15 protein-coding genes are annotated in these 14571 nt (G+C 65.2%); 13 read left to right on the top strand and 2 right to left on the bottom strand.

The annotated features are described in order from the left end of the window. The first annotated feature begins 104 nt into the window (after window positions 1–104). From BUE42_RS25260 to BUE42_RS25230, 7 genes are all read left to right on the top strand, one after another. Window positions 105–1601: an ATPase domain-containing protein gene (locus BUE42_RS25260; RefSeq protein WP_073468114.1), complete on the top strand. Its 1497-nt coding sequence runs from the start codon at window positions 105–107 to the stop codon at window positions 1599–1601. Between the two features lie 2 nt (window positions 1602–1603). After that, window positions 1604–3235, top strand: a complete 1632-nt coding sequence (locus BUE42_RS25255) for a hybrid sensor histidine kinase/response regulator (RefSeq protein WP_073468061.1) — start codon at window positions 1604–1606, stop codon at window positions 3233–3235. 56 nt (window positions 3236–3291) lie between these two features. Continuing rightward, entirely contained in the window at window positions 3292–4050 is a 759-nt protein-coding gene (locus BUE42_RS25250) for a YoaK family protein (protein WP_073468060.1), read from the top strand. A 168-nt stretch (window positions 4051–4218) separates the two neighbouring features. Then, window positions 4219–4515 carry a hypothetical protein gene (locus BUE42_RS25245; protein WP_073468059.1) on the top strand — a complete coding sequence of 99 codons (297 nt, stop codon included), beginning with the start codon at window positions 4219–4221 and terminating at the stop codon, window positions 4513–4515. Between the two features lie 14 nt (window positions 4516–4529). Then, window positions 4530–7712, top strand: a complete 3183-nt coding sequence (locus tag BUE42_RS25240) for a BTAD domain-containing putative transcriptional regulator (protein WP_073468058.1) — start codon at window positions 4530–4532, stop codon at window positions 7710–7712. Window positions 7713–7925: 213 nt separating this feature from the next. Next, on the top strand, window positions 7926–8954 hold the full coding sequence (locus BUE42_RS25235; protein ID WP_200799024.1) for an LGFP repeat-containing protein: 1029 nt from the start codon (window positions 7926–7928) through the stop codon (window positions 8952–8954). A 72-nt stretch (window positions 8955–9026) separates the two neighbouring features. Beyond that, complete coding sequence (locus BUE42_RS25230) at window positions 9027–9437, top strand: hypothetical protein (protein WP_073468056.1); 411 nt, start codon at window positions 9027–9029, stop codon at window positions 9435–9437. Window positions 9438–9608: 171 nt separating this feature from the next. Here the strand turns inward: BUE42_RS25230 and BUE42_RS33925 are convergent, their stop codons facing one another. Continuing rightward, entirely contained in the window at window positions 9609–9800 is a 192-nt protein-coding gene (locus BUE42_RS33925) for a hypothetical protein (RefSeq protein WP_235002598.1), read from the bottom strand. Between the two features lie 31 nt (window positions 9801–9831). Then, complete coding sequence (locus BUE42_RS25225; RefSeq protein ID WP_073468055.1) at window positions 9832–10890, bottom strand: DMT family transporter; 1059 nt, start codon at window positions 10888–10890, stop codon at window positions 9832–9834. Window positions 10891–10975: 85 nt separating this feature from the next. On the opposite strand from BUE42_RS25225, the gene BUE42_RS25220 reads away from it, so the two are divergent. From BUE42_RS25220 to BUE42_RS32595, 6 genes are all read left to right on the top strand, one after another. Continuing rightward, window positions 10976–11338, top strand: coding sequence for a GFA family protein (locus BUE42_RS25220; protein ID WP_073468054.1), 363 nt, complete (start codon window positions 10976–10978; stop codon window positions 11336–11338). Window positions 11339–11375: 37 nt separating this feature from the next. Then, complete coding sequence (locus tag BUE42_RS25215; protein WP_235002596.1) at window positions 11376–11786, top strand: VOC family protein; 411 nt, start codon at window positions 11376–11378, stop codon at window positions 11784–11786. Window positions 11787–12145: 359 nt separating this feature from the next. Next, on the top strand, window positions 12146–12541 hold the full coding sequence (locus tag BUE42_RS25210; RefSeq protein ID WP_083614558.1) for a lysozyme inhibitor LprI family protein: 396 nt from the start codon (window positions 12146–12148) through the stop codon (window positions 12539–12541). 99 nt (window positions 12542–12640) lie between these two features. Next, complete coding sequence (locus BUE42_RS25205; protein ID WP_073468051.1) at window positions 12641–13156, top strand: hypothetical protein; 516 nt, start codon at window positions 12641–12643, stop codon at window positions 13154–13156. 332 nt (window positions 13157–13488) lie between these two features. Continuing rightward, window positions 13489–13833 carry a hypothetical protein gene (locus BUE42_RS32600; RefSeq protein ID WP_143171752.1) on the top strand — a complete coding sequence of 115 codons (345 nt, stop codon included), beginning with the start codon at window positions 13489–13491 and terminating at the stop codon, window positions 13831–13833. Between the two features lie 49 nt (window positions 13834–13882). After that, window positions 13883–14395 (top strand): hypothetical protein, encoded by a 513-nt coding sequence (locus BUE42_RS32595; protein WP_143171751.1) that lies wholly within the window; start codon window positions 13883–13885, stop codon window positions 14393–14395. The last annotated feature ends 176 nt before the right edge of the window (window positions 14396–14571 follow it).

Below are 14571 nucleotides of genomic sequence, written 5' to 3'. Positions count from 1 at the left end.
GACGACTCCTCAGTGGAACGCCGTGAATACTGTCTTCACCAAAGGGCGAGGCAGGAATGGTGGGCGCTTTGCCCACCCACAGCACCACACTGAAGGAAGATGGCATGACCGACACCAGCGAGGCCGGGCCAGTTCGCACTTCGACAGGCGTCCCGGGACTGGATTCGATACTGGGCGGCGGCCTGACCCCGTCGAGGATGTACCTGCTCGAAGGCACGCCCGGCACGGGCAAGACCACCTTCGGATTGAAGTACCTGATGGCCGGCGTGGCGGCGGGCGAGACCGGCCTCTACATCACGCTGTCGGAGACGGCCAAGGAGTTGCGTGCAGTCGTCGCCTCCCACGGCTGGACGCTCGACGGCATCGAGATCCAGGAACTGGGAAACGACATCGGCCTGATGGCCGAAGAAGCCCAGACCATCCTGCATCCGTCTGAAATCGAGCTCGGCGAAACCGTCAAGGCGATGACACAGGAGGTCGAGCGGCTCGACCCGCGCCGGGTGGTCTTCGACAGCCTGTCCGAGATGCGCCTGCTGGCCCAGGATCCGCTGCGCTACCGCCGACAGATCCTCGCGCTCAAGCACTTCTTCTCGGACCGCGACTGCACGGTCCTGCTGCTGGACGACAAGACCTCCGAGCCCACCGACCTGCAACTGCACAGCATCGCCCACGGCGTGATCAGCCTCGAACAGGAAGCGCGTGAGTTCGGCGCCGAGCGCAGGGCGCTGCGCGTCGTCAAGATGCGCGGCACGAAGTTCCACGGCGGCTGGCACGACTTCATGCTCGACACCGGCGTCGTCGAGGTGTTCCCCCGGCTGATCGCTGCCGAGCACCACACCCCGTTCGACGCGCCGCTGGCCACGACCGGCTCGGACCAGCTGGACGCGATGCTCGGCGGCGGCCTGGCGGTCGGCACCAACATGCTGCTGCTGGGGCCCTCGGGCGCCGGCAAGACCACCACCGCCGTGCGATGCATGCTGTCGGCGCTCGAGCGCGGGCAGAACGCCGACTACTACCTGTTCGATGAAGGCGTCGCGACGCTGCTGACCCGCAGCAGGAACCTCGGCATGGCGCTCGACGAGCACATCGAGTCCGGCCGGCTCGTGATCCACCAGATCGATCCCGCCTCGCTGTCGCCGGGCGAATTCGCGTCGCGGGTCGTCGGCGGCGTCTCGAAGCGGGGCGCGACCTTCGTCGGCATCGACAGCCTGAACGCCTACGTGCATGCGATGCCGGGGCAGAGCTTCCTGATGCTCCACATGCACGAGCTGCTGACCTTCCTGAATCAACAAGGTGTTCTGACGCTGCTGATCGTGGGCCAGCATGGGCTGGTCGGGGACGTGCACTCGGACATCGATCTCAGCTACCTCAGCGACGCGATCCTTCTCTATCGGTTCTTCGAGGCGCAGAGCGAGGTTCGCACCGCGCTCGCGGTCCTGAAGAGCCGCACCACTCAGAATGAACGGTCGATCCGCGAGCTTCGTCTCGGGTCGCCCTCCGGCATCCAGGTCGGCGACGAGCTCAGGGACTTCGAAGGCATTCTGGCGGGCGCGGTCGCGTACACCGGATCGACGCCGCTGCTGGCCGATCCGCAAGGCTGAGCGTGCAGCGCGACGGCAGCAACCGCCGACGGGTCCTCGTGCTCGCTCCCAGGGGGCGGGATGCGGTGGTGATCGAGCACGTGCTGTCGGGGCTCGACATCGCCGTCGAGGTGTGTGCGAACCTGGCCGAGCTGACGGCCGGGCTCTGCGACGAGACGACCGCAGCCATCCTCACCGAGGAGTCGTTGAACGAAGAGGGGGCTTTGTCGCTTCAGCACTGGATCGAGAGCCAGCCGCCGTGGTCGGACTTTCCGTTCGTGGTGCTGGCGACCCGGCAGCCGGCGCGACGGTCCGTCAACGCCGCGGCCGCGCTGGCCCGACTGGGAAACGAGGTGCTTCTCGAACGGCCCCTGAACGCCGACACGCTCGTCAGCGCCGCCAATTCGGCGATCAGATCTCGCCGAAGGCAGTACGACGCTCGGCGCCAGCTGGAGCAGTTCGAGGCCGTGGCCCTCGAAAACCAGCGGCTCTTCGAGGCGGAACGTCGCGCGCGTGCCGAAGCCGAGGCGGCCAATCGTGCAACGGATGATTTCCTCGCGACCCTGTCGCACGAGTTGAGGACACCGCTGAGCGCGATCCTCGGATGGACTTATGTGCTTCAACGGCGTCGCGCCGAGCTCGGCGAGTTGGCGCGCGGCATCGACACCATCCAGCGCAACGCGAATTCGCAGGCACGGCTCATCGAGGACCTGCTCGACATGAGCCGCATCGTCGCGGGCAAGGTCAGCCTCGAATTGCAGACCGTCGTGCCATCGCAGTTGATCGAGCAGGTCGTGTCGTCGCTGCTTCCGAGCGCCCAGTCCAAGGGGATCGAACTCGTCACCGTGCTCGATCCGGCGCTGGCGCCGATCACCGGCGACCCGCAGCGACTTCTGCAGGTCTTCCGGAACCTGATCGTGAACGCGCTCAAGTTCACACCGGACGGCGGCGTGGTGCGGGTCGAAGCCGCCGAGGAGGGGGAGACGCTGGTGGTCCAGGTCGTCGACAACGGCGTCGGAATCTCTGCCGACTTTCTGCCGCACGTCTTCGAACGATTCCGACAGGCGGATGGGTCGACGACGCGATCGCAGGGAGGATTGGGCTTGGGCCTGGCCATCGTCAGCCGGCTGGTCGAACTGCACGGCGGCTCGATCGCGGCCCTGAGCGACGGTATCGGCGAGGGTGCGACGTTCACCGTGCGGCTTCCGCCCATCGACACGGCGCAGCCGACGCGTGAAGCGGCGAACGACGCCGAACACGATCCACCGGCCGTCCCCAAGCGCATCCTGAACCTCAGGATTCTCCTCGTGGAAGACGACCCCGACGGCAGGGAGATGGTCCGCCAGCTCCTCCTGGACGAGGGGGGCGAGGTCGTCGCCGTCGATTCCGCGGCGCGGGCACTGCTGGCGCTCCGGGACGCGCTGTTCGACCTGATCGTCAGCGACATCGGAATGCCCGAGATCGACGGCTACGAGTTCATGAAGCGCATTCGCGACACCGGCAACCCCATTCCCGCCATCGCACTGACGGCCTTTGCGCGTCCTGAAGACAAGGCCAGGGCGCTGGAGGTCGGGTACTCGGCGCACATCAGCAAGCCCGTCGAGCCGCCTGCATTGATCGCCGCCGTCGCCGGCGTGATGCATTCGGGCCGGTGACCCAAAGGAATCAGGAAAGAATTGACTTTGCCGAGGATTCAGGCGACATCGTCCTCATGCGCCGACTTCACTTCATCACCTACCGTCACCGCTCGCACTCGACGAACCGGACCCTCGGGTTGCTGCTGGCCTTCAATGCCGGCGCCGTGAACGCCGGGGGGTTCCTGGTCCTGCACACCTACACCTCGCACATGACCGGCTTCGCGTCGCAGTTGGCCGATGGTGCCGTGCTCGGCAACGGCATGCTGTTCCTGAACGCCCTCGGTGCGATCCTCGCGTTCATCCTGGGGGCGGCCGTCTGCGCGGTGCTCGTCAACTGGGCACGCCAGAGCCGGCTTCGCAGCATCTATGCGCCACCGCTGCTGCTGGAGGCGGCCCTCATGTTTCCGTTCGGCCTGATGGGTGCCATCACGCTCACCTGGACGACGCCGTTTGCCGTGCCGCTGACGGTGCTGCTGCTGTCCTTCATCATGGGGCTGCAGAACGCCGTGGGCTCGAAGACGTCGGGCGGCAGCATCCGCACCACCCACATGACCGGCAACATCACGGATTTCGGGATGGAGCTGGGCAAGCTGGTGTACTGGAACGCGCGCAACACGCCTGCGACCGCCATGGTTCGGCATGAACAGGCGCGAATGCAACGCTCGGCCGGCCTCATCCTGATGTTCCTGTCGGGCGGCGCGGTGGGCGCCCTGGGCTTCCAGCACGTCGGCTTCATCTGCGTCGTGCCACTGGCCTTGCTGCTCCTGGCGTTGTCGGTTCCACCGCTCGTGCGCGAACTGTCGCTGCGTGAATCATCCTTGCGCATCAGGTGACGCAAATTTGAGCGCCCATCCAGGGTAGCCCACGGCGTTCACGCATCAAGAATGCTCAGTGCCCACAAGCCAGTTCTGTTTATTGCATGGCCGGCTTTCTCCCCAGTTGAGAGGATGCGCCGCAACGCTCGACCTGGGACCATCTCCTGGTGGAAACGGAGGACGTCTATGCGCACGCCTGTAGCCTTCGCCCTTGTCCTTGCGTCGCAGCCAAGTAGGCTCGAAGCGATCGGCGTGCCGACGATTCGACAACCTGACGGCACACGCCGTTTCGACTTCGAGGCCTTGAAGAGAAACATCCAGGACGATGCTATCGCGGAGAACAGCAAGCACATCACTGCAAATGAAGCGTACTACCGGCGCGAGCGAGCGGTCCGGGACATGCAATCATTTTCAGATATTGCCCAGTTGGCGAGAGAGCTGCGACAACAATCAGTCGACGTCGCTGGTCTGATGAGCAAGTAGCGAGGTCGCCGGCGATGACGCGCCTGCAGCAGCCGAAGCTCGTGCCGTCGAAGATCTGCGCGCCGCGCGCCGAGCGTGCGCTGCCGCGACCGCGGCTGTTCGACCAGCTCGATGCAATGCACTCTGCGACGATCAGCTGGATCTGCGCGGCGCCGGGCGCCGGCAAGACCACGCTCGCGGCCAGCTACCTTGCTCGACGCGATCAGTCCGTGATCTGGTTCGAGCTTGGCGCTGACGACGCGGACTCGGCGACCTTCTTCCACTATCTCGGCCGCGCATTGGCCAACGTAGGCAACGCGGATCGCGTGGCCCTGCCGGCGCTGCTGCCGGCGCAGTTGCCAACGCTCGCGCGCTACACGCGGCGTTGTGCCGAAGCCATCGCTGACGCGCTGGCGCCCGGTAGCGTCATCGTCTTCGACAACTATGAGCAGCTGCCTGCGGCCAGTGCGGTGCACGAGATCGTCCGCGACATCGCTTGCCTGCTGGCGCCTGCCTTGCGCGTGATCGTGCTCAGCCGCAGCGAGCCGCCGGCCGCTTTTGCCAGGCTGCGCTTGAACCAGGCGCTGGTGCTGCTCGGCGGCGCGCAGCTGAACCTGCTCGCCGACGAGGCCGCGGCGCTGGTTGCCGCGCATGCCCCGGCCGCCGGCGCATCACCGCCAGGGCTGGCTGAGGCGCTGCTGCGCGAGAGCGAGGGTTGGGTCGCCGGCTTCACACTGCTGTTGGCGCAGCGCGGCGATGGGCCAGCGAGCGCCAAGGGGACGTCACGCCAGCTGCTGTTCGACTACTTCGCCAGCGAACTTTTCGAGCGCTTCGACTCGTCGTTGCAAACGGCGCTGCTCTGTACCGCGTTGCTGCCGACGATCAGTGCCGCCGCGGCAACGCGGTTGACGGCGCATCCCGATGTCGGCGCCGCGCTTGCCGACCTGCAGCGGCGCAATTGCTTCTGCAGGGAACACGACGGCGCCGGAACGGGCCAGGTGCTCTATGAGTATCACGCGCTGTTTCGCACCTTCCTGCTCGAACGCGCCGTGACGCAGATCGCGCAAGACGATTGGCGCGATCTGCAACGCCGCGCGGCCGGCCTGCTGGTCGAGTCCGAACAGCCCGAGGCCGCCGCAGCGCTGTACCGCAGCGCCGCAGACTGCGACGGTCTCGCAGCGCTGGTGCTGCGCGAAGCCGAACGCCTGCTCGCCGCCGGCCGCCACCGCACCCTTCAGGACTGGGTGGCAGCGCTGCCCATCGGCACCCGGGCACGCCTGCCCTGGCTGCATCACTGGGAAGCCATGGCCTGGCTTCCGTTCGACCCCGCCCGCGCGCGTTCGCTGTTCGAGTGCGCCTACCGCGGCTTCGAACGCGGCGATGACGTGACCGGGATGTACACCGCATGGGCCGGCGCGATGGAGACCTTCTTCTACGAATGGCGCGACTTCCATCCTGCCGATGGCTGGATCGACGAGTTCGAGCGCTTGCGCGAGCGCCATCCCGACTACCCGTCGCGCGCGGTCGAGCTGCGCACCTGCGCCGCGATGGGTACGCTGATGCATCGCCGACCGCAGCACCCGTTGCTGCCGGCTTGGGCCGAACGTGCTCTGGCGTTGCTCGATCGCGGCCAGCCCGAACTCTCGGTGCTGCTCGGCGGCTACACGATCATCTTCCTGCTGTGGCGCGGCCGCAGTGCGGATGCCCAGGCGATCATCGATCGCATCGCGCCGTGGATCGATGCGACGACACCGCCGGTCGCACGCATCCTGTGGTGCTGTGCGACAGGCTTCTATCACTCGGTGCGCGGCGCGAGCGCGGCCTGCCGTGCCGCGATAGACCACGGCCTGGCGGTGGCCGAGGACGCCGCGCTGCACGCCTTCGACCACTTGCTCGCGGCGCAGATGGCCCGCTGCAGCGTGATCACGGGCGACCTGGCCGAAGCAGAACCCTGGCTTGCGCTGATGGCTGCGACAGTGCGCGACAGCGCCCATGTCGACGGCGCATTCTTGCGCCATCTGCGGGCCAACGTCGCGGCACAGCGCGGCGACTGGGCCCAGGCGCTCGCCCACGGGCGCTCCGGCCTGGCACTTGCGCTTGCGTCGGGCGTGCCGGTGATGGTTGCGCACTGCCATCTCGACTGCGCACGCGCACTGGTCGAGTACGCCGACAGCGAGGATCGCGAGCGCCGCGCGCATCTCGCCGCCGCCAGCGCGATCGCGCGCGACATGCACAGCCCGGCACTGGAAGCGCTGTGCCTCGAAGCCGAAGCCGCGGCCGCGCTGCAGCGCGGCGAGCCGGTGACCGACGGGCTCGCAGCCGCCTTCGTGTCGGGCAGCATGAGCGACGGCGCGAGCTGGCACGTGAGCGGTCCGCAGGCGCTCGCGCGCATGTGCGACAACGCCCTGCGCGCGACAGTCGCCATCGAGCCGGTACGCCGCCTGGTGCGGGAACGGTGCCTGGCGCCACCCGACCCGGCCGGTGCCGCTGCGCTTTGGCCCTGGCCGCTGCGCATCCTCACCCTCGGCCGCTTCGAGGTCGCGTTGGACGACGTGCCGCTGCGGGCCTCCGGCAAGGCGCAGCGCAAGCCGCTCGAACTGCTGCAATGCCTGTGCGCGTTCGGCACTGCCGCCGTCGCGCAGGATCGCGTCACCGATGCGCTCTGGCCCGATGCCCAGGGCGATGCCGCCGACCAGGCCTTGCGCACGACCTTGCACCGGCTGCGCAAGCTGCTGCAGCACGAACGCGCGGTGCAGCTGGAGAACCGTCAATTGCATCTTGATGCCGGCTGCGTCTGGGTCGACGGCGTTGTGTTCGAGCGCATTGCGCGCCAGGTCGACAACGTCGACGTCGCGCAGCTTCGGCAGGCGCTGCAGACCTACCGCGGTGTGTTCCTGCCGAGCGAATCTGCTGCCTGGGCCGTGGCGCATCGCGACCATCTGCGCGCGCGCTTCGTGCGCCTTGTCGAGCGCCTCGGAGGACTGCTCGAGCACGCAGGCGACCACGATGGCGCGGTCGATTGCTACCTGCATGCCATCGAAGTCGAGCCCGGGGCCGAGGGTTTCTATCGACGCCTGATGGCGGTTTACGCGCTGTCCGGACGACGCGCCGACGCGATTGGCGTCTACCAACGCTGCCGCTTGGCGCTGCTGAGCCGCCTGGGCGTCAGCCCGGCCGCCGACACGCAGGCGCTGCATCAGGAACTGATCGCTTCCTGAGCGGCGCGATTCGCGATCCGTACCCAATACGTCACGTGGTATCGCCGAACCTGGGCGTGTCGATGGGATGTCCCTGTCGACGCACCACGAGGAATCGAAACCATGGTCACGTCTACAACCGTCACGAACCGGCCGCCGTTCTTCACCACGCCGGACTTCGACACGTACGCATCCACCCGGCCGGGGCTTGGCCAGAAGATCGGCAAGCCGAAGATGCTGCACGGCGGATTCGAGCAGCAGTACCAGAACGCGACCGCGTACGGCGCGTTCTCTTCAGTGCCGAAAGAAGTCCACGGCGCGATCCGTGACCGCTACGTCCAGTTCGGCGGCCCGGACGGTTGGCTCGGCTTCCCGCTCACGGACGAGACTCCGACGCCTGACCGCGCAGGCCGCTACAACCACTTCGAGCACGGCTCGATCTACTGGTCGCCGGCGACCGGCGCGTTCGAGGTCCATGGCGCGATCCGCGACAAGTGGGCCGCACTGGGCTACGAGCGCGGCTGGCTTGGCTACCCGAGATCGAATGAAGTCGGCTTCGACGACGGGCGCGTTTCGCTTTTCCAGCACGGCGCGATCTACTGGTGGGGCGACACCGGCGCGAGAGCGCTCAATGAGGTGATCGTCCAGTACACCGGGCTGCATTGCTTCGGCGAAACCGACGTCGACAGCGGCAGCGATTCCGACGAGCCGTACGCGACGCTGGGAGTCGCGGTGCCGGGCGGGCAGAAGCAAGTCTTCCAGACCAAGATCTACGGCGAAGAGCCCGGCGAGGATGGCGTCGACAGCAACGAAGGCTACTTCGACGTGATCGAACTCTACCGCGGCACGCCGCGTGGTCTGATCCTCAACAGCCTCCTGCAGGAACACAGCGGTGGAGACACCAAGGCATCGCGAGAAGTCATCGCCGAGTCGGTCGAGAAAGGCGGCCAGGCGCTGGCCACGGCGGCCACGCTGATCCCCGTGGTCGGACCGGTGCTCGGGCCCGCCGCCACCGTCGCACTGAAGCTCTTCAAACAGGACATCATCGACGCACTCAACGGCTTCGTTGAAAGCACGCTGGGCTATGCCGACCGGCCACTCGGCAGCGACGTGCAGGTGTTCACGGCCAAGCAGTTGATCGTGATGGCGACACGCCCCGAAGGGCACATGCAGTTCGGGCCCATCCCTTGGCGCTTCGAGACACCGCCGATGAGCCGCTTCGGCGCGACCTACAAGCTCTACTTCAACGTGTTTCCGGCCTGACAGCGCGTCGCCCGGCGCCGCACTTTGGAGGCGTCAGGTTTCGTCCACTTCGAACCATGGAAAGGATCCATCATGACCACCGCATTGTTGAACGGCCGCTGGGCCTATCGCAGCTTCCACCATGCACCGATCGTCATCGTCGACGGCCAGGTCGCCGGCACGCCCGAACTCGCGCAACCGTGGTCACCGCCCGGCGTGCTCGACGCGACGACCGATGCCGGCGGCCGTGTCACGGGAACGTTGACATTCGGTCCCGGGATTGCACTGAAGGTCGACGGCCATGTCCGTGCGGCGAGTGAAACGGCGCCGGCATCGATCGAGCTGGTCGGCGCCGGGTTGGGCTCGGTCAATCGCATCAAGGGCTACTTCGTGCCCGGCAGCGATCACGTCGTCGGCACGATCCTGTGCGTCGCCAACGATCTGCTGAAGCTGCCGAATGGCACCGTGGGCCCGTTCGTGCTGCACCCGCAGAAGGCGGCCTGAAGCGAACGGAGTGAGCAATTTGGCTTCACCCGCGTGACCGGCTTCGCGTCGCAGCTTGCCGCTGAGTCAGGAAGCCAAGCTCCAGGAGGACTTTGCCGACCACCTCAAGAACGATCTCACGAGCGGCCCCAGGGCGAGGGCCGCTCTTTCGTCGTGCGGCATTCACCGTACTCAAATGCGGCCAGAAATCGGGAAGCTGCGTGCCACATCGCTTGCAGACTCTCTGGTGGGCAATGGGTTGGGCGCTGTGGGGATCAGGCACTTTGCGAGGACCGGTTTCACGCAGCGACAGCTCGCCGCCCCCAGGATGAACGCGAGGATCGCGCCGAGGGCGTTCAGGAACAGCATGCCGTTGCCGAGCACGGCGTCATCGGCGCTGCACCGTTCCGTGGTGTCAGTGCGGATGCCGATGATGGATGTCGGGAAAGTGGGCGTGCTGGTGGGTCACCGCAGCGTGTTGATGAGGATGCACGTGCGGTGATGTCCCGTCCCACGGGAAGTCATGGTGATGCTGATGGTGTTCGTCGTGCGTGTGGCGATGCACGTGCGCCATGGGCCGGTGCGTGTGCAGATGATCATGCCGTTCCCGCAGGTGCAGCCAGACGCCTGCGACCATCAGCGCAGCGGCGCCCCAGAAGCTCCACGACGGCACTTGCGGCCACAGCGCGAAGGCGATGAGGACGCCGAACAGCGGTGCCACCGAGAAATAGGCCCCGGTGCGGGAAGTCCCCAACGAACGCAGCGCGACCACGAACAGCACCAGGCTCAGGCCGTAGCCCGCCAATCCCACGACCAGCGTGGCTGCAAGGGGGCCGGGCGGGGGCAGGTGGGCGCCGGCGAGGAGGCCCAGCGAGGTGTTCACGGTTCCCGCGAGCACGCCCTTCAGGCAGGCCATCACGAGCGCGTCATTGGCCGAGACCTTGCGCGTCAGGTTGTTGTCGATCGCCCAGCAGAGGCAGGCACCGATGATGAGCAACGCACCTGATGAAAGACGTGCTGCCCCGGGCTGCCACGACAAGAGCACGCCGCCTGCGACGATGGCAGCCATCCCGAGGACGATCTGCCGATCGGCGTTCTCCTTGAAGACCAGCCAGGCGATGACCGCCGTCAGCACGCCTTCGACGTTGAGCAGCAGCGCTGCGGGCGCCGCGTCCGTCGTGGCCAGGCCCGCCATCAGCAGCGCTGGCCCGAACACGCCACCGGCGACGATGGCGCCTGCCAGCCAGGGGATGTCCTTGCGGGGAATGGCGAGCGTGGCGCCTCTGGCCTCCTCGGCGAGGCCTGCGGCTCGCCGCATCACCAGGACCGCGGCGAGACCCAACCCACTGCCAAGGTAGAGCAGGCCGGCCAGCAGAATCGGCGGCAACTCGGCACCGAGGACCTTGGCCAGAGGGGTGCTGGCGCCGAACAACAGCGCGGCGGCGAGGGCGGGGGCAGCGTACTTCAAGGACATGGCGCAAGTGGAGCACAGCAGTCGGTCTCGTCCGGCTGCTTTCGGGTAGGCTTCCCATGCTGTAGATCAAACGGAAGTCCCAACGATGCATCAAGGCTCTTGCCATTGCGGCGCCGTCCGGCTCACGCTGCCATCCACACCGGAAGTTGCCACGGACTGCAACTGCTCGCTCTGCCGCAGGATCGGCGGCCCCTGGGTGTACTTCGAGTTCGGGAAGGTGACCATCGAAGGCCACCCCGGCTCGACCGAGGCCTATGTCCAGGGCGACAAGACCCTGCGCACGATCCGCTGTCGACATTGCGGCTGTGTCACGCACTGGGAGCCGATCGAGGTGAAGGCTGGCGCGAGGCATGGCGTGCACCTCGGAAACTTCGACCCGCAGTTGATCGCTTCCGTGCGAGTCCGCAAGTTCGACGGGGCGGACACCTGGAAATTCTTCGACGAGTGAGTCGGCATCCGGCCACCCACCGTGCACTGGCGATTCGATGATGAAGCAATCCCTTGGGCTGGTTTCTGTCGTGGTTCGAGATTACGACGAGGCCTTGTCGTTCTACGTGGACACGCTGGGGTTCTTGCTGGTCGAGGACTCGTTCGTCCCTGAACAGAACAAGCGGTGGGTGGTCGTTTCCCCGCCTGGCGCCACGGAGTCGCGGCTTCTGCTCGCTCGCGCATCAGATCCTCAGCAGGTCGAGCGGATAGGACATCAGACTGGCGGGCGGGTTTTCCTGTTTCTCTACACCGACGACTTCGAACGCGACTACGCGCGCTACAGGGCCAAAGGTGTGTCGTTCGTACGCCCTCCAAAGGTCGAACCCTACGGAACAGTTGCAGTGTTCGAGGATCTCTACGGCAACCTGTGGGACCTGCTTCAACCCACCTTGCGAATGACGCTGTGAGGTGCAACGTGCGTCCTGACAACATGCATGTCCGCCAAGCCAGCGCTGCCGACGCCAAACGCATCGGCGATATGTTGGCGGCCGCGTACGAACCGGTGATGCAACGCATGCCGAGCAGCGACGCTGCCAGCTTTGCAGGGAATCTGCCTGGAGCGGTGGCACGGTACGCGAGTCGCGGCGTTTGGCTGCTCGCCGAACAGCGAACTGAGCTTGCTTCCGATCGGCAACAATCGGCCAAGAGCTGCCCTTCAGCGACGTCCGCTCTTCAGCTGCGCGATGAGCGGCTACGATGTCGACGCAAGTGCGCCGTGGCGGCGCGCCGCCGGCCAGCCAGCCCGCAATAGGGTCAGAGGAAGTAGATGAGTCACCTGAGGTTGCTTGCCACTGGAGCGTTGCTGATACTGCCCCTCTGCACATCCGCAGAGGAGAAGGGGCCGAAGTGCGAATCTTCGGAAAGCGGAGCAGAGCTAGTCGCCTGCGCCGCGGCGCGACACGCAGCAGCCGATGTCAAGTTGAATATCTTGTACAGGCAACTACGGAATGCTCTCCGTAAGCGCGGTGAAGTGGCGATAGAAGAGAACTTGCAGATCGCGCAACGAGACTGGCTGAAATTCCAGAAGTCACATTGCGCGTTCGAGGCGACTTATGAAGGCGCGGGTGGCTCTTTCGTTTCAGCCAAACTGGGTGACTGCATGGCTGAAACAACTGCGGAGAGAACGAAGTACCTTGAGGATCTTTTGCCCTACTTCAAGTGAGTTCCCCGTGCGGCTTCACGAAATTCCAGCCGCACCTGCGGAGTGCGACGACAGTGGCACCATGCAGCCTTCCAAGACCGCCAACACACCAGGAAGCGCATGCGCCACCTCCTCTCCCTGCTGATCGCATCGACTCTGACGCTGGGATCCATCGGCATAGCGACTTCTAAGCCGATCGACGGGTGCTACCTCGAACCGCACTCCATCACTCTGGCAGGGGAGGCGTCTGCGGCGCCGGATGAGCGCCTCTCGGTGGTGGATCACCTTGGACTTCGACAGGATTCCGAAACCACGTATGAATTCGATCTGCTCGTGATCGGTGACTACGGGCACGTGTGCCAAGCCAACGGTCACCTGGAGACCTTCAAGAAGGGAGGGCGTGAGGTTTTCTCATTGGTGCCGGACGAGGATTCCCAAGCCAGGCAGGAGCGGGGCGAAGCCCTCTGCCGACTGACCGTCGAGATCAAGCCGAAGAGCATAGTTGTCTTGGCCAACGGCGCGTGCAACGACCAATTTGCCTGCGGAGTTCGCGCAGGGATATATGACCGTTACTTTCGAAGAAGCAGCGCCGCGCATGGAAAATCGAAAAAGCCATGCTTTCAGAACGCCTTCTAGCGCACCTACGCGCACTTGGCGTTCTCGATCCTCGCCAATCTTGCAGCGGGCGGGTATGAAGGAACTGCAACCGTGCCACCGAGCCGCAGAGGGTCAACAACATGACTCGAAAGGCCGTAGCCGGCCACTTGCCGACACTCGTGAAAGTCTGCTTCGCAGCCGTGCGATAGTGGCGCAATGCCTTGATGGCCCCGGCAAGCCGGATCGAGCCTCTCGTGCCAAACGACAAGCAGCCTATGAGTCCTTGCCGAACCGTTCTCCTCTCCGCGACGTTGACTCTGCTCCCTACCTTTGCGGTCGCTGCCGGTGCAAATTTCTCAGGTATCTGGTCGATGGATCTGCGTACGACCGAACAGAAAGCAGCGAACGCCGAATGCGGCATGGCCTCTTTCGTTCTCAAGCAATCTGGTGCTCGGATCTCGGGTTCCCACACGTTTGCAACCGCAGGCTGCAGTCGCCTCAACGAGGGTGGTGAGGGCACGGGCAAAGGAAGGGTGGTCGGCACCGTGGCGCACTTGGTCGTCACCAGCGGACGGAACGGCGCTGTCGTCAAGGGTGTTGCGACGCTGAAGAACGATGCGCTCTACTGGGAGACGAAAGAAGAAATAAGTGCCGGTGAGCAAGGTGACTCTCCGCTCATCCTTGACAAGGGTCTGCTCACGAGGACGGGCAACTAGTCATGCCGGCACGCCGCCGAACCCTTCCCCCGAGAGGACGTTGATCGTCATGAAACGCCACTACCTCGCCAGTTCGGTGCTGAGTCTGCTGCTTGGACAAGCGTCTTGGGCTCAGGACATCGCCGCTTTTACTTGCTCCCCCGAAGAGGGAGTTTTCTCAGTTCGATACATTCCCGACAGTGACCAAGGCCAAAACTCCCTTTCGGAATTTCCAGTGCAATGCGAGATGCGGAAGGCACGCTACGTCGTCAAAGCCGTACGAGGCCCCTATTCAGAACGCCGTTGCGGAGCAATGCCAACCGTCGACATAGTCCTGTATCGAAATCGAACGACGCTCATTCGCGGCGCCGTATTCGGCGAGAACTGCTTCATGGGTCCCAGCCTCAGGGAGATCGTGGCCGTTGAAGAACGTGGCACCCTCAAGTCGCTGACGATCTGCATTGCCCCTTCACAAGACGGCAGCGCAAACAAGTGTCGAGTTCTTGGGCCAGCAGAACTCGCGGCCCGTCACAAAACACCGATAGATCAGATTGGATTGGGTCAGTATCTGGAGGAAAGATGACGCCCCCCATCCTTCGTCGACGTGGGCACCAGGGCTTCGTCGGGTGTGCCGCCACATGATCGAATGCCTCCACCCGGCCACTTGCTGCCGGTCGCGAGTGACTGCTATTGAGCAGGCAGGCCCCCCGCGCCCACCTCATCGCATACTCTCATCATGAGCCGACGTACCTGCACTTC

This window comes from Rhizobacter sp. OV335 (assembly GCF_900142965.1).
In the GTDB taxonomy this organism is placed as follows: Bacteria; Pseudomonadota; Gammaproteobacteria; order Burkholderiales; family Burkholderiaceae_C; genus Rhizobacter.
This window is presented reverse-complemented; position numbering and strand designations above follow the sequence as displayed.